10 protein-coding genes, 1 tRNA gene and 2 pseudogenes are annotated in these 16400 nt (G+C 61.2%); 8 read left to right on the top strand and 5 right to left on the bottom strand.

Features of this window, described 5'->3' with window-relative positions; genetic code table 11:
• Positions 1-163: 163 nt before the first annotated feature.
• Positions 164-1822, top strand: a complete 1659-nt coding sequence (locus PHO31112_RS09235; protein WP_150620248.1) for an MFS transporter — start codon at positions 164-166, stop codon at positions 1820-1822.
• A gap of 179 nt (positions 1823-2001) precedes the next feature.
• A tRNA-Met gene (locus PHO31112_RS09230) sits at positions 2002-2078 on the top strand.
• Between the two features lie 557 nt (positions 2079-2635).
• On the opposite strand, the gene PHO31112_RS27515 is transcribed toward PHO31112_RS09230, so the two are convergent.
• Together PHO31112_RS27515 and PHO31112_RS27510 are read right to left on the bottom strand one after the other, a co-directional pair.
• Complete coding sequence (locus PHO31112_RS27515) at positions 2636-2887, bottom strand: LysR family transcription regulator (RefSeq protein ID WP_246178001.1); 252 nt, start codon at positions 2885-2887, stop codon at positions 2636-2638.
• 50 nt (positions 2888-2937) lie between these two features.
• Positions 2938-3162, bottom strand: coding sequence for a LysR family transcriptional regulator (locus PHO31112_RS27510; RefSeq protein WP_281355089.1), 225 nt, complete (start codon positions 3160-3162; stop codon positions 2938-2940).
• A 191-nt stretch (positions 3163-3353) separates the two neighbouring features.
• Here PHO31112_RS27510 and PHO31112_RS09220 point away from each other — a divergent pair, with 191 nt between their 5' ends.
• Positions 3354-4139, top strand: a complete 786-nt coding sequence (locus PHO31112_RS09220; protein WP_150620247.1) for an HAD-IIB family hydrolase — start codon at positions 3354-3356, stop codon at positions 4137-4139.
• Between the two features lie 272 nt (positions 4140-4411).
• Here the strand turns inward: PHO31112_RS09220 and PHO31112_RS09215 are convergent, their stop codons facing one another.
• Both PHO31112_RS09215 and PHO31112_RS09210 read right to left on the bottom strand, forming a co-directional pair.
• On the bottom strand, positions 4412-7351 hold the full coding sequence (locus tag PHO31112_RS09215; protein WP_150620246.1) for a hypothetical protein: 2940 nt from the start codon (positions 7349-7351) through the stop codon (positions 4412-4414).
• Between the two features lie 764 nt (positions 7352-8115).
• Entirely contained in the window at positions 8116-8874 is a 759-nt protein-coding gene (locus PHO31112_RS09210; protein ID WP_150620245.1) for a TerC family protein, read from the bottom strand.
• A gap of 179 nt (positions 8875-9053) precedes the next feature.
• Between PHO31112_RS09210 and PHO31112_RS09205 the strand changes: the two genes are divergently transcribed.
• Both PHO31112_RS09205 and PHO31112_RS09200 read left to right on the top strand, forming a co-directional pair.
• Positions 9054-10013, top strand: a complete 960-nt coding sequence (locus PHO31112_RS09205) for a LysR family transcriptional regulator (RefSeq protein ID WP_150620244.1) — start codon at positions 9054-9056, stop codon at positions 10011-10013.
• Positions 10000-11073, top strand: a complete 1074-nt coding sequence (locus PHO31112_RS09200; RefSeq protein ID WP_150620243.1) for an AI-2E family transporter — start codon at positions 10000-10002, stop codon at positions 11071-11073. Before PHO31112_RS09205 ends, PHO31112_RS09200 begins: the two co-directional genes overlap by 14 nt.
• 88 nt (positions 11074-11161) lie before the next feature.
• On the opposite strand, the gene PHO31112_RS09195 is transcribed toward PHO31112_RS09200, so the two are convergent.
• A complete protein-coding gene (locus tag PHO31112_RS09195; protein WP_174995639.1) occupies positions 11162-12757 on the bottom strand; it encodes a tetratricopeptide repeat protein in 1596 nt (531 codons plus the stop codon).
• A 499-nt stretch (positions 12758-13256) separates the two neighbouring features.
• On the opposite strand from PHO31112_RS09195, the pseudogene PHO31112_RS28160 reads away from it, so the two are divergent.
• The 3 genes and pseudogenes from PHO31112_RS28160 to PHO31112_RS09185 all read left to right on the top strand — a co-directional run.
• A pseudogene (locus PHO31112_RS28160) lies at positions 13257-14172 on the top strand (ABC transporter permease subunit); the annotation flags it as partial.
• A gap of 185 nt (positions 14173-14357) precedes the next feature.
• Positions 14358-14996, top strand: a pseudogene (locus PHO31112_RS28155) (ABC transporter permease subunit); the annotation flags it as partial.
• 10 nt (positions 14997-15006) lie between these two features.
• Entirely contained in the window at positions 15007-16326 is a 1320-nt protein-coding gene (locus PHO31112_RS09185) for an ABC transporter ATP-binding protein (RefSeq protein ID WP_150620240.1), read from the top strand.
• The last annotated feature ends 74 nt before the right edge of the window (positions 16327-16400 follow it).

The raw sequence follows: 16400 nt of genomic DNA, 5'->3' as shown, positions 1-16400 counted from the left end.
CGCGAAATGCGGTCGATTTCCGCCCAAAGTCGAGGGTAAGTCCCTAGCGGCGTAAGGTTCGAGTCAGTTTGGCGTCAGACGGCGGTAAGGTTGCGCTCCAATAATCAGTTGCAACGGCCCGGGCACGATCCAGGGGCGTGCTTACATTACAGGAGACAACCGCATGGCTACTGCAACGACAGCCGCTACGCATGCGCCGATGACCAAAGAAGAACGCAAGGTCATCTTCGCGTCGTCGCTGGGCACAGTGTTCGAGTGGTACGACTTTTATCTGGCCGGTTCGTTGGCCGCATTCATCAGCAGGCACTTTTTCTCGGGCATCAATCCGACCGCGGCATTCATCTTCACGCTGCTGTCGTTTGCGGCGGGCTTCGCGGTGCGTCCGTTCGGCGCCATTGTGTTCGGCCGCATCGGTGACCTGGTTGGCCGTAAGTACACGTTCCTCGTCACCATCACATTGATGGGTCTGTCCACGCTGGTTGTCGGTCTGTTACCAGGCTATGCGTCGTGGGGGATTGCCGCACCGGTTATCTTCATTTCGATGCGTTTGCTGCAGGGCCTGGCCCTCGGCGGGGAATACGGTGGTGCCGCCACGTATGTCGCCGAGCACGCCCCGCACGGTCGTCGCGGCTTCTACACGTCGTGGATTCAGACGACGGCCACGCTGGGTCTGTTCCTCTCGCTGCTCGTGATTCTCGGCACCCGCATGGCGATGGGTGAAGAGGCGTTCGGTGAGTGGGGCTGGCGTGTTCCCTTCGTGCTGTCGATCGTGCTGCTGCTGGTCTCGCTGTGGATTCGTCTGCAACTGAGCGAATCGCCGGCGTTCCAGCGCATGAAGGCTGAGGGCAAGGGATCGAAGGCACCGCTGCGGGAATCGTTCGGCGAATGGAAGAACCTGAAGATCGTGATTCTGGCGCTGGTCGGTCTGACGGCGGGTCAGGCGGTCGTGTGGTACACGGGCCAGTTCTACTCGCTGTTCTTCATGACACAGGTGCTCAAGGTCGACGGCAACACCGCGAACATCATGGTGGCGTTGGGCCTGTTGATCGGCAGTCCGTTCTTCGTGTTCTTCGGTGCGCTGTCGGACAAGATCGGCCGCAAGCCGATCATCATGGCCGGCTGTCTGCTTGCTGCGCTACTGTATTTCCCGATCTTCAAGGCGCTCACGCACTACGCCAACCCGGCGCTCGAAGCGGCAACCGCACGCTCGCCGATCACGGTCATCGCCGATCCGAACGAGTGCTCGTTCCAGTTCAACCCGGTGGGCACGTCGAAGTTCACCAGCTCGTGCGATATCGCGAAGAGCTACCTGTCGCGCGCTGGTTTGAACTATCAGAACGAAGCCGCTCCGGCGGGCACGATGACGACGGTGAAGATTGGCGACAAGGTGATCCAGTCGGTGGACGGCAAGGCGGCGGACGCGAAGGACAAGACCAAGGCGTTCGAGACGGATATGTCGGCCACGCTCAAGGCTGACGGTTATCCACCGAAGGCTGACCCGGCGCAGATGAACAAACCGATGGTCGTGGTCCTGCTGGCGATTCTCGTGATCTTCGTGACGATGGTGTACGGTCCGATTGCGGCAATGCTGGTGGAAATGTTCCCGACGCGTATTCGCTACACATCGATGTCGCTGCCGTATCACATCGGTAACGGCTGGTTCGGCGGCTTCCTGCCGGCCACGGCCTTCGCCATCGTGGCCGCCAAGGGTGACATCTACTCCGGCCTCTGGTACCCGATCGTGATTGCGCTGGTGACCTTCGTCATCGGTATGCTCTTCATCAAGGAGACCAAGGACGTCGACATCTACGCCAACGACTGATGGGGTGACCTGCCGGTCAGGTTGAAATGGATCCTCAACGCCGGGACCTTCGGGTTCCGGCGTTGTCTTTTCCACAGCCGGCTCAGGGGGCGCACCCAACGACGTTCTCGCACCGCTTTTCATCGGCCCGAAAAAAATGTTGACAGTCCATAGGGCTCTACCTATAATCTTTCTTCTACGGCGAATTAGCTCAGTCGGTTAGAGCGACGGAATCATAATCCGCAGGTCCGGGGTTCGAGTCCCTGATTCGCCACCAAATTTAAAGCGGCTCCCAGCGATGGGGGCCGTTTTTCTTTGTTCCGAAAAAACGGTTCTGTTCCGCAAACGGTTCACTTAGTTGGCATGACCAGCGGGCCGGACATACCGGCGCGTCATCTGCTCGTCGGCGTGACGTAGCAGGTCCTTCGCTGGCCGAAGCCAAGGTTTTTCAGCTTCGTCGTTACGAACGCCATTCCCACTACGGCACACAACCGGCAATGCGAGTAGCCACCGACTGGAGCGCTTGGCCCGGATTCAAACCATGAATCCCTGCTAAACATATTCCCTGCCGCGTGCTTTAGCTCGCCGCCCGCTCAAAGCGGTGTGCGATTCACGCGCGTAACGGCATGATTTTAAAACACCTTTTTTCACCGTGCGAGTTAGTGTTGGCGTGCAATATATCGCCAACGCTTATGTATTTTTCTCAGTGACTTAAGGATTTCAGGCGCGTGTCTCGGACGTGCCGGTGACGACCTTCCTCCGTTGCACGGGCATCACCCGCGAGAGCAGATCGAACACCTGGCGCGCAATCGAATTCGTGCTGTGCGGGCGAATTCAGAGGTAGTAGTTCACGTCGGGCAATCGAGGAAGACCATCGCTGTCGCCGAGCACGCGTAGTTCGGGGCCGAGCAGGTTCGACACCACGTATGCCTTGCGCCAGCGCATGCGAACGGCGTCGAGTGCTTCGATGGCGAGGCGGCCGAAGATGCTTGGTTCGTCGGCGAGCACAAGGGGAATAGGCGCGTGCGGCACATGCTCATATTGCGAGGCGCAGATCCACACGGTGGGCGAGGTGCGTAGCAGCACGCCGGCCTGCGCACCGCTGATAGCCGAATGGATCGCGTCGTCGTTGATCCTTAGCAGTTCGCGCGCATGACCGAGCAGTTGCAGCGCGCCAGAGGTGAGTACCTTGTTGCGGCCTCTCTGCGAAATAGCGGCACGCCGACGAGTGCTTCGAGCCGCTGCATCTGCTGGCTGACCGCCGCCTGAGTGCGGCCAATACGCACGCCCGCACCAGCGAAGCTGCGCGCATCGGCGACAGCTACGAAGGTGCGCAAAAGTTCGAGGTCCAGATTCTTCATGCCGGCACTTCAGTGCATTTTGATGGTCTTGTTGCCGGGTGGCATCGACTTGACTTCCGCCCCACGGGTCATAACGTTCCAATCAACGCACCTCCATCCCATACGCTTTGCCTTGCCCGCGCCGCCGCCTGGCGGCGTTTTGTCGATAGTTGCATAATGGCTCTCCTTCTCTCTCCCCGATCGTGAACCTCATGCGCCACCTGTCTGACGCCGCCGCAAACGAATTCAAGGATGTCCGGTTCGTCCTCACGGACATGGACGAAACCCTGACTTATCGGGGCAGACTCGCGGCCGGTACGTATTGCGCGCTGGAGAAGTTGCAGAAAGCAGGCATACGCGTCATTCCTGTCACCGCCGCCCCCGCCGGATGGTGTGATCAAATGGCGCGCATGTGGCCGGTCGACGGCGTAATCGGCGAAAATGGCGGGATATTTCTTCAGCGCACACCCGACGGTCACGGCATCGTCCGGAAGTATTGGCATCCCGAATCCGAGATCAAGCCGGTCTCCGAACGACTCGACGCCGCTGCCCGCGCCGTCAGAAGCGCCTTCCCCAACGCTCAATTGGCCGACGATCAGGTCTTCCGCCTCACGAGCATCGCGTTCTCGCGCCCCGCAGATCCGACCGCCGGCGAACATATCCTCCGCGAGTTGCAACGCGCCGGCGCAGACGCCACGATCAATAATCTCTGGGTCCTCGGCTGGTTCGGCGGATACGACAAGCTGTCGATGACACGTCGTGTCATGGCCGAAGCCTACGGTGTCGACATCGAAAATGACCGCGACACCGTGCTCTATACCGGCGACTCGACAAACGACGCCCCCATGTTCGCATTCTTCAAACATACGGTCGGCATGAGCACCGTGAAGGAATATCTGCCGCACATTCCCGTGCCGCCGAACTGGATTACCACCGGCCCAGGCGGTCAGGGGTTCATTGAAGCGGCCGAAGCCGTGATCTCCTCCCGGCAGTCGTAAAAGTCGCAGCCCTGATGAAAAGCCAGCCCCTCCTTATCTCGAAGCGCGCCGACGCGGGGAAGCCTGACGGTATCTCCATGAGGGAGATACCGCTAATCCAAAGTCCAATGGCGCGGTGAACCGCCAGACCGAGGGAGGCCGCTTTCTTGGTCCGTAAACCGATCGCTTCGTCGGCATAACACCTGAAAGACAAAACCCCGTGTTTCAAGAAAACATGGGGTTCGTCAGCAATCGAAATGTGGCGCCCACTGGGCGCCACTTCTTTTTCCCTATCAAGAGTTCAGGGTGTCAGTGCTTTGCCCGTTCGGTTTTGCCCGCCGCGAAAACCCCTCGCCACGATGCGCCTGCGGCACCTGCACAGCCGGTAAATCCGGTGCGGCGGGTACATCCCGATTACCTAGTGGCAGCGCCATGGCCCGATGTTCAACCCTGACCGGTTTGGGTCGCCAGCCATTCTCGTGGGCCTGCGCGGCAACACCGATTGTCCGTCGCTTGCCCTGCTCGAAAGTCACGGGATTCTCACGATACGCGGCAAGGCGTGTGCGCACCCAACTGCTCGGATCCCCGACGGCACCGACCACGCCCGTCGTCGCGCCTCCGCCCAACAGCACCGAGAAGATGCCACGTTGCGGGAAGTCGAGATACTTCGGCGCCGACAAATTCCATGCGTGGCGCGAGAAAAGTTCGCGCGCGTTCGAACCCATCGTTGGCGCGTAGACGGGATTGAACTCGACACTCAGCAGATACGGATGAATCGCATCAACAGCAGCGCCGATTTCCGGGTGTCCAAGCAGGTAACTGCCACCACTGCCCCAATGTTGCTCGTCGAAACCGAGCCCCCCCGAGCGCTCGGCATCCGAATATCGGTGACCGTTGGCCCGTGCCCGAATACGCTGGGCGCAAATATTGCCCGAAGCGCTCACGCGCGGCGGCTCATCCACTTGGTCAGCCGTCGTGGCCAAATGGCTCGCCGGGATTTGCCACGGCATCACCGGTTTGCGCAGATGACGGCTGAGGACCGCGCAGAAATCAAAGGTTCGCTCCCACTCATATGGCGAATAACAATAGCCGTTCGCGTACGAACGAATCGTAAAGTCGTCGGCTTCGTAGCGGTCGACCGCCATGAAGTCTGCGCCCTTGGCCACGGCCCTCGCTCCATCGCGCCGCGTGAACGCAATGTCGTCGAACACACCGACGAGCAAGGCATACTGCGCCATCAATTCCCCGGCGCGCTCCGGTGTGATCGTCATCTTCTTCATCTGGCCATCGACGGGATCGAATACTTCCGCGTACTCAAAGTCCCTGTACACCCACTGCGACCCCGCCACGCCCCAGAGGTTGAGCTGCCAGCCAAGCACCACACTCGGCGCGATGACGCGGGTAAGCCAGTTCACCGCCTTGACGTAACCTTTAAGCGTATCGGTAATATCGCTGGGGATCTCAAAGTCGACGCCGTGATATTCAAGTGCCGAAGCAAGCGGTTGCCGCACGGGAATCGCGTAGGTGGGCGCAAAGCCATATTTCTGGCATTCGCCAAGATAATCCGGGTTCACGATAAAACCCGCTGGCACGGGATGCTCCGGATCCTGAGTCGCCTGAGCCATTTGCAATGCCTGAATATAGTTGGCAAAGCTGAACTTGTGGCGCTCCGGGTCCCTGATGATGACTTCGACGTTACCCAACGACAGATTGCACGTATACGAAATCATCACCGGCAGCACCGGAAGCGCATCGTTGAGTTTCGCAGACACGTCACGCGCCATTTGAATAATTCTCGGTGTCGGCTCCTTCCCTGGCGGTAGATAGTGACCCGCGTCGCCCATGCCATCGTCACCCGAATATTTGAACAGCGACGAGACCCGGGCCGCGGCAAAGTCGTCCACATTGCTTGGCGACATGTTTGCGCACCCACCGAAGCTCAGAAAGTTAGGGAAGCCCGGCACATGCAGATTGGCGCCTGCCACAACGGAGGCCTCCACACGTGCAGGCACCTTGCCCACGACCGACAATGGATTCGGCTGGACGTCAATGTAGTGGACAACGCTATTGAAGATGAACGACTCGACAACGACCTCGTAAGCACCCGGCGCCACAAGCACCGCCTGTTCCGCGCTGTAGTTATCTACACGGATATCGTCGAATCGGTATTGCCGGGGCGGATTCGAGTGATCGACCAGGCGAAGCGTAAAACGTTCGGCCACCGGTGTCACGACGCTCACGCCGATGCTGAACTTGGCTGCGTCGGGGTGCGAGTCATCCATCTGACGAACCTGTTCGCGCGTGAATTTCACCAAGTGATACTGCCCGTCGAGTTGCTTGACGTAGTCGTCGATCTGGTAATGGATGTTGTTCAGTCGAACATCGGCCGCGCGCAAGGTGAACGAACCCGAGAGTGGCAACATCTCCATCCGGTGAGTCTGACCGGAACGCAGCACGAAGCGGTGCTTTTCCGTGTTGCCTTCCAAGTAGCTCAGTTGAATTTCTTCGTCGCACAAACCCGGGATATCGGCAAAGTCGAGTGACACGTCGACCGTCGTGCTGCGCACGACGCTCCCGAATCTGACCGACAGGTCGGTAGATTCGCCACGCCGTATAACAACTTCGTCGGGTTGCAGGGCAACGGAGGCACGCAAGGTACCCGCCGCGTTGCGCAGTTCCGGGGCGTTGATGCGATAAGTGCCGGCCGTCACGTCAAACGACGATTGTTGACCGAACGACGGTTGCAGGCGCTCGCTCTTCTCGCCTCGTGTGAGGCGAACTTCCGGTTGTACCAACTCAAGACCCAGCGGCGCCGAAGCGCAGTCGACGACCAGCTTGCCGATAACCTGCGGGTCCTCATCTGCAGCAGCGGCAAACGTGCCCTCAAAGCTAGACCACGCCGGTCCCTCGGCAGACAACTTGTTCACCCCGATACGCACCTTGGTGATCGCGTTCGTATTAATGGGCTCACCGTCGGTGGGGGAAAGCGTGAGTTTGACGTCGAAGATGCCGCCACCGACTTCGCTGGCCTCGATCGTTACGCCAAACGCTCTCCACGGCGTGGCCTCGACGTTGACGTCGCCTCCCGTCGGCTTACCTGGCGCGGTAAACGAGATAACCAACGCTTTTTGAATTTCAGCACCACCGCCCGATGCACTCCTGAAACCCGTCAGGTCAGCGGTTGGGTACCAGGCATCGTCCTTGATGCTTGGCCTATCGAATGTGAGTTGCATGCTAACGACTCCATTGATGAGGTAAGAAATCTGGAACATCGACAAGACAAAACGACATCGACGCGATGAGGCGTATCGCACACCAGCCTCCCGCCTCAAACAACGTCGCGAAAATTCCCCCATTGATCATTGACGTGCCAAGCGACCTATTTATTCAGTAATCCTTAATATAAGAACAAAATCAAACGTATCTCAATCTCAACGAACCGGAAGCTGATGGCGACATAGAAGGAAAACTGACCAGGCAGTGCGGGAACGCCGCACTTGATTCTTTGGCCTTTCTCGTCGCCATCAACAAGCGCTGACGTTTCCACGTGCAGCGGGAACGTTCGTAAATGATATGCAATTTGAGAAGAAAAATCGGAATCCTATTAGTTTTTTTTCAACATCCTTCACCTGACGATCGAAGACTCGCCAATAGACACTCGAGTGCCTCCCGATCAATGTCGCGAGATCCGTCCAGGCAAACCTTGGCAGAATGACGTCAATGAACCCTTCTACGGGAAATTCCACGATAAGTGCTTCGTCATAGAAGCGTTTGAAACCGAGTAACGCATACAGGTCATTTCATCGTTTCCCCACGTCACACAAAGGACAACGTCCTTTATGCATCAGGCACCGAACCGTGGAAAAACCTGCCTTTCCATTCATTCAAGTTCGTAAGCGCCGGACACGACAGACGCAAAAAAGCGGCGCCGATTGTCACCGGCGCCGCCTCGTTCACCCCGCCACCACTGCACCGCTTAGTGCAGCACGCGAACCTTCTACGCGTTGCGACGTGCCTTCGCACGACGCGTCATCATGTTCAGCCCCTCGACGAACGCCGAGAATGCCATGGCCGCGTAGATGTAACCCTTCGGGATATGCGACCCGAAGCCTTCCGCGATCAGCGTCATACCGATCACGAGCAAGAAGCCCAGCGCCAGCATGACGACGGTCGGGTTCGCCTCGATGAATCGCGAGAGCGGCCCGGCCATGAACAGCATCGCTGTCACCGCCGCAATCACCGCAATGAACATGATCGGGATGTGCTCGGTCATGCCCACGGCCGTCACGATGCTGTCGATCGAGAACACGATATCGAGCATCAGAATCTGTACCACGGCCGCACGAGTGGTGATCGTCGCTACCGTACCTGCGGTCGATGCATCCTCACCGTGCGCGGGCTCGTCCGTTGCCGACGCCACATGGTGATGCATCTCCTTCGTCGCTTTCCACACGAGGAACAAACCACCTGCAATCAGGATCAGGTCGCGCCACGAAAAACCGTGGCCGAACAGATCGAAGAGCGGTGTCGTCAGCTTCGCGATCCACGCCACCGTGCCGAGCAACGCCAGACGCATGACCAGCGCCAGGCCAATGCCCATTCGCTGCGCGCGGGCACGCATCGACAACGGCAGTTTGTTGGTCAGGATAGAAATGAAGATCAGGTTGTCGATACCAAGCACGACTTCCATGACCACCAGCGTGACAAGCGCCGCCCATACCGCCGGGTCAGCCGCCAAAGCAAGTAAATAGTCCATATGTGCGCCAGAAATTCCCTAGGGTTATCGGGGCATTTGCCGCCCAGCGGCCACGCCCCTTCGTTTTCCCGCAGGCATGTGGGCTGCGGGCACAGGACAGCATCATCTCCGAACTCACGATTCGTAAAAACCAGCTATATACTTCATAACAGTTCGGTTTTTCCGAAGTCCCTATCGATATGTTGAACTACCGCCATCTTTACTATTTCTGGGTCGTGGTCAAGGAAGGCGGATTCGCCCGTGCGGCGGAACGCCTCGACATGGCCGTACAGACAATCAGCGCGCAGGTGCGCGAGCTTGAGAAGTCGCTGGGCCACCAGTTGCTCAAGCCGGCCGGGCGCGGCGTCACCATGACAGAGCCCGGCCAGGCCGCCTTCCGGCGCGCAGAGGAGATCTTCCGGCTCGGTCAGTCGATCCCGGACGAAGTTCGCGAAGCCGCCACCGGCCAGGTCGCGCGGCTAGCGGTCGGGCTGGCCGACGGGATCTCCAAGCTGGCGGCGCACGCGATCCTCGCGCCCATACTCGGCACCCCCTCCCTTCGGCTCGTGTGCCACGAAGGCGAGCACGAGCAGTTGCTCGCCGAACTCGCGCTGCATAAGCTGGATCTGGTGCTGGCAAGCCAACCCGCACCGTACAACCCCACCTTGCGGCTGGTAAGCGAGCGTCTGGTCGAGTCGCCGGTCGATTGGTACGGACCGGCGTCGCTCGTGCGCCATGCCTCGCGCGACGCGTTTCCCCAATGCCTGACCGACCTGCCCGTGTTGCTGCCGACGGGTCACTCGGCCTTGCGCGCCCGGCTCGATCAATGGTTCGAGGCGCAGGGCGTTCGCCCGAATATCGCCGGTGAGTTCGAAGACAGCGCGCTCATGGCGGTGTTCGCCACGCGAGGCATGGGTGTCTTTCCCCTGAGCGAAGCCGGCGCGGGCGATGTTTCGCTGCTGCGCGGCCTGCGCTGGCTGGGCCGCCCAGGCGATGTCCACGAAGACATTCACGCCATTCGCTCGCGACGCGGCGAGGGTCATCCGCTCGTGGCGCAAATCCTCCGGGAAATCGGCGCGACGGCCGCTTCTGATATAAGAACCACTGGCGTGCCGTCTGTGCCGCCGCCACCTGCGAGGAAACCTCATGTCAAGTCATAGCGACCAGCGCAAGTTCTTCCACCTCATGCTGTTCGTCGTGACGATCGTGTTCGGGTGGATTCTGTTCCCGCTGTTCGGCGCAGTCTTCTGGGGGACGATTCTCGCCGTGCTATTTCAGCCGGTGCAGCGCCGCATCCTGATCCGCATGCGCGGCCGCCCGAATCTGGCCGCCCTCACGACGCTCGCGCTGATTCTGCTGATCGTGATTCTGCCGCTCACACTCGTCGTGGGCATGCTGACGCAGGAGATCAGCACGGCACTCGTTCGCTTCCGCGCCGATCTGCCGCAGCTCACCATCGCCTTCCAGCAATTGCTCGACCGGCTGCCCGCAAGCATACATCGTGTGATGGACCTCGCCGGCGTGCAGGATGTCAACGCGATCCAGCAGAAGCTTGGCGACGGTGCGGCGCAGATCGGCCGCCTGGTGGCGGTGTATCTCGTGAGCATCGGCCAGAACACGGCCCAACTGCTCGTGAGCTTCGGCGTGATGCTCTATCTGCTGTTCTTCCTGCTGCGCGACGGCACCGCGCTCGGCGCGATGGTGCACCGCGCCTTGCCGCTCGACGAGCGCCACAAGAACTTGCTGATCCGGCAGTTCACCACCGTCGTGCGCGCGACGATCAAGGGCAACATCGCCGTTGCCGTGGCGCAGGGCGCACTCGGCGGCTTCATCTTTGCGGTACTCGGCATTCAGGGCTACGTGCTCGCCGCCGTGGTGATGGCATTCCTCTCATTGCTGCCCGCCGTGGGTGCAGCGGTCGTGTGGGTGCCCGTCGGGGTTTGGTTGCTGCTGTCGGGGGAAATCTGGAGGGGGGTGGTGCTGTTCGTCTTCTGCGGCACCATCGTGAGTCTGGTGGACAACGTGTTGCGCCCGATTCTGGTCGGCAAGGATACGAAGCTGCCCGACTGGGTCGTGCTGATCTCGACCCTCGGCGGTATGTCGCTCTTCGGCCTGACCGGCTTCGTGATCGGGCCGCTGATCGCTGCGCTGTTCATCGCTAGCTGGAGCATCTACACGCGCTTGCGTGACGACGAGGACACCCGAGCCGATGCCGGGTAATGCGCATTGACGCTTGACCGACGCCGTTTCGAACCGAACGGCGTCGTTCTCGGGCGGCCTGACTGCGCCCTCCCGACGCCACCACTGGCTACGCCACCGGCTGCCCCACTTGCCGCGCCGACGCCGCTGCCGACTCGCCCTGCACGGCGGCGGCAAGATCGACACCGACCTGCACCATCACCCCATCCCAATCGCCGCGTTGCGGCTGGCGGAAGAGCGTGAGCGACGGATACCAGTCGCTGTCCCGGCGCGCCAATTGCCAGCGCCAGTCGGGGGTGAAGTTGACCAGCCCCCAGACAGGTTTGCTCAACGCACCGGCGACGTGGAGCACGGCCGTATCAACCGAAATCACGAGATCCATCTGCGCAATGACGGCCGCCGTCTCGGCAAAGTCGCTCAGCTTCGCCCCGATGTCGTGCACGTTGGGGAAGCGGGCGAGTTCCGCCCGCTCGTCGTCGGTCGCGTCGACCTGTAACGAATAAAACTGTGCGTTCGTGCCGAAGACCGGCGCCCAATGCGCAAGCGCGACGTCGCGGTGCGGCGGGAACGGACGCGTGCGCCACGCGAACCCGACGCGCAACGTCCCCTCCGGCTTGGCACCGAGCATCGATCGCCAGATCATCTCCCGTCCGGCGCTCGAGCGCAGATACGGCGAATGGACAGCGACGTTGCCCCCCACTTTCAGCAGATGCGGCAAGCTGAGCAACGGCAGTTGCCAGTCGAACGACGGCACCGGCATGTGCTCGCCAAGCACCGTCACCCGGCGCGCAAAGCCGCCGAGCAGCGTGACGAGCGGCACCTGCACCGACAGTACGACGTTGGCGCCCATCTCGACGAGACGCGGCACGAACCGCACGAACTGCAGCGTGTCACCGAGGCCCTGTTCGCTATAGACGAACACCGTCTTGCCCGCGAGCGGCGCACGGCCGTCCCAGAGCCGGTCGCTGAAACGGCGTCGCTGGCCGCCGTCCTGCCAGCGCCATTCATAGTCATGCCAGCCGTGCTCGAAGTCACCCATCAGCAAATTGGTCTGTGCACGGTTGGTGCGCGCCCCGGCATGCTCGGGAGAGCGTTTTACCGCCTCTCGAAAGCACTGCAACGCATCGGTGAACGCATGACGCTCACGCAGCGCCACACCAAGGTTCACCAGTGGATCGGGCTGCTGGGGGGCAATGGCGTTGGCGAGACGGTAAGCGTCGATCTCGTCGTCGTAGCGACCCAGTGCGCCAAGGGCACGTCCGCGGTTGAAATGGGCCTGCCACAGCGCCGGGGCCTTGGCCGCAGTGCGCTCGAACCAGATCAGCGCGCGGGCGTTGTCGCCCGCCTGCGCCCAGGTCAGGCCAATGGTGTGCATCGTGCCGATGACGTCCGGCGACTGCTGCACCGTCGCTTCGAACAACGCCTCGGCACGCATCTGGCGACCGGCCTGGAGGCTGGCCATGGCGGCGTCGAAGCTCGCCTGCGCGCCGGGCTGCGGCACAAGAGCGATCAAACGGTCGAACGCGTCGGCAGCCGATTCGAAGGCGTTCATACGCAGCGAGACGTAGGCTAGTCCTTCGAGAGCGGGGAGAAATTCAGGGGATTGTTTCAGTACTAGGCGCAACTCGGCGATCGCCTCGTCGAGCCGGCCGGCGGCACTCAGTTGTCGTGCACGCTCGCAACGCGCGTCTAATGGCGTCGTCATGCGGCGCATCCTTGCTTGTCTAGGAATGGGAGGGGACGGGCCGGCAAGCAACACGAAAGCCGGGGCAACTTGCTACTCCCCCGGCGACAGGCGCCGTGGCCCGATCGAGCGGTGCACACTACACGACCGCGCGGCGCGAAGCAAGCCGCGGGAATTGGTCTGCGCAACGCAAATAAAGTTCACATCTTCAACGTGACGGTTTCGCCCTCGCAGCCCCGCGAAATCGTCCTCTGGATACCGGTTCGCCACCCCCGGATCGCTACGGCGGCCTCTTCGGTATCGCCTGCCAAAACAAGCCATACCGCATTGCAGCATAAAAACCACATTCGCACATCGAAGCCCGAATTTGCCAGTCCAGTCCACGCGCTTTAACATCATTTTGCGGGTCAATCTGGTAGCATCCGCTGCCGTCCCTGCACACGCGCAGCGTCGCTGCCGTGCCGCATACCGACGCCGAGTCCTGTTTGTCCGTCCGAACCCTCATCCACACGAGGTCTTGATGACGCGCGTAGCCCGTCCGTTCATCCCCGCCACTGCGCGACGCCTGCTGCCCAATCGCTGGGATTTCATTGCCTTCCCGCTCATCATCGGTTTCCTGATGGTCAGCTCGTCGGGCATTCGCCAGACTTGGGCCCCGCTAGCCGACCTGCAGACCGAAGTCATCTCGCTAGACCCCGCCAACCTGCCCGAATATGCCCTGCGCACCACGCTGCGCATGCTCGCGGCGATGGTCGCCTCGCTCCTGTTCACGCTCATCTACGGCACGCTTGCCGCCAAGAGCCGCCGCGCCGAGAAGCTGCTCGTCCCGATGCTCGACATCCTCCAGTCGGTGCCGGTGCTGGGCTACATTTCGTTTACCGTCACCTTCTTTCTCGCCCTGTTCCCGGGACGCGTGCTCGGCGCCGAATGCGCCGCTATCTTCGCGATCTTCACGAGTCAGGCGTGGAACATGACGTTCTCGTTCTACCAGTCGATGCGCACCCAGCCGCGCGACTTGGCGGAAGTCGCGGTGAATCTGCGCCTCTCGCCGTGGCAGCGCTTCTGGAAGCTCGACGTGCCCTACTCGATGCCGGGCCTCATCTGGAACATGATGATGAGCATGTCGGGCGGCTGGTTTTTCGTGGTGGCGTCGGAGGCGATCACCGTGGGCGACAAGACCGTCACGCTGCCGGGCATTGGCGCGTATCTCGCCACGGCCATCTTGCAGCGCGATCTGCAAGCGGTGGGCTGGGTGATTCTGGCGATGGTCGTCGTCATCGTCATTTACGACCAGTTCCTGTTCCGGCCGATGGTCGCGTGGTCCGACAAATTCCGTCTGGAAGACACGGTCTCGCAGGCCGCCCCCGAGTCGTGGGTGCTCAACGTCATTCAACGCACCCGCGCGATTCAGTTCCTGCTGCGCCCGTTCGGCAAGCTGCTGCGCACGATTGCGCGCATGCGCATGCCGTTCTCGCTACCCGTCTCAATCCATTCCGAATCGAGAACCGCACTCTCGCGCGTGATCGACTGGTTATGGGCCGCGCTGCTGGTGGCGATGGGGCTGACCGCGGCGTGGAAGATCTGCGCTTTCGTGCTGGCCGAAGTCGGTTTCCCGGAAATCCTGCGCGTGTTCGGCCTTGGTCTCATCACGCTGGTGCGCGTGATCGTGCTCATCGCCATTGCCTCTGTGGTGTGGGTGCCGCTGGGCGTGCTGATCGGGCTGCGCCCGAAGCTCGCCGAGCGCATTCAGCCGTTGGCGCAGTTCCTCGCCGCGTTCCCGGCGAACCTGCTGTTCCCGATCTTCGTGGTAGCTATCGTTCACTTCCATGCCAACCCGGACATCTGGCTCTCGCCGCTGATCGTGCTAGGTACGCAGTGGTACATCCTGTTCAACGTCATCGCCGGGGCGACAACCTTCCCGAACGACTTCAAGGAAGCCGCCACCAACTTCCGCATTCGCGGCTGGCAGTGGTGGCGTCAGATCATGCTGCCGGGCATCTTCCCCTATTACGTAACGGGCGCGATCACGGCCTCGGGCGGCGCGTGGAACGCCTCCATCGTTTCGGAATACGTGCAGTGGGGTGACGATAAACTCGCCGCGCACGGCCTGGGCGCTTACATCGCCCAAACCACGGCCGCCGGCGACTATCCGCGTATTTTGCTGGGCATCGCCGTGATGGCGCTGTTCGTCGTATTGTTCAACCGTTTGCTGTGGCGCCCCATGTACGCCATCGCTGAAAACAAGCTTCGCCTGAATTGAAGGGACCGTGATGCCGAACGATACCCACCAACCGATTGCCGGAAACGAGATCTTCTCGCTCGCCAACGTCAGCCGCGGCTTCCGCAAGGGCGGCGACGAGCGCCAAGTGCTCGATGGCGTGAATCTACAACTGCACGAAGGCGAAATCGTCGGCATGCTCGGCCGTTCCGGCTCGGGCAAGTCGACCCTGCTGCGTATCATCGCCGGTCTGATTCAGCCCAGCTCGGGCGACATCCGCTACCTCGGTCAGCCCCTTGAAGGCCCGCCCGAAGGCGTGGCGATGGTGTTCCAGACCTTCGCCCTGTTCCCGTGGCTGACGGTGCTGCAAAACGTGGAAGCCGGTCTCGAGGCGCTCGGTGTCGAGCCGAAGGAGCGCCGCCGCCGCGCGCTCGCAGCCATCGACCTGATCGGTCTGGACGGCTTCGAAAATGCCTATCCGCGCGAACTCTCGGGCGGCATGCGCCAGCGCGTGGGCTTCGCTCGGGCGCTCGTGGTCAACCCCACGCTGCTGCTCATGGACGAGCCGTTCTCCGCGCTCGATGTACTGACCGCCGAGACGTTGCGTACCGACCTGCTCGATCTGTGGAGTCAGCGTCAGTTGCCGATCAAATCGATCCTGATCGTCACGCACAACATCGAAGAGGCTGTGTTCATGTGCGACCGGATTCTGGTGCTGTCGTCGAACCCGGGCCGGGTGGTCGCCGAGATCAAGGTGCCGTTCCCGCACCGTCGCAACCGGCTCGATCCGGCCTTCCGCAAGATGGTCGACGATATCTACGCATTGATGACGTCGCGCCGCAACGCGCACACCACGCAGAAGATGCCGCTGGAACTGTCGAGCCCGTTGCACGAAGTGTCGACCAACCTGATGGCCGGTCTGCTCGAAGCGCTCGCCGGACCGCCCTACAACGGCCGCGCCGACTTGCCGGAAATCGCCCAGACGCTGCTGCTCGAAGTGGACGACCTGTTCCCGGTGGCCGAAATTCTCGATCAGTTGGGCTTCGCGGAACTCAAGGAAGGCGACATTCTGCTGACCGCCGCCGGCAAGCGTTTCGTGGACGTGAGCACGCAGGAACGCAAAGTGCTGTTCGCCGAGCATCTGCTGCGTCACGTGCCGCTCGCCGCAAAGATCCGTTCGGTGTTGCAAGAGCGTCGCGGGCAGCGCGCGCCGCGCGTGCGTTTCGAACAGGAGCTGGAAGATTCGATGTCGGACGATCTCGCGCAGGAAACGCTCGATACCGCCATCAACTGGGGCCGTTATGCCGAGATCTTCTCGTATAACGACCATACCGAAACGTTCAGTCTGGAGGACGTGGAAGGCGCGACCTGATCGCACCTCACCAGGGTATGACTGCCGGAAAAATAACGCCGCACGAGTCGTCCGACCGCGCGGCGTTGGCTTTT

Origin of the sequence: Pandoraea horticolens (genome assembly GCF_902459555.1) — a bacterium.
In the GTDB taxonomy this organism is placed as follows: Bacteria; Pseudomonadota; Gammaproteobacteria; order Burkholderiales; family Burkholderiaceae; genus Pandoraea; species Pandoraea horticolens.
Note: the sequence above shows the minus strand (reverse complement) of the source record. Positions and strands in the feature narration are given on the sequence as shown.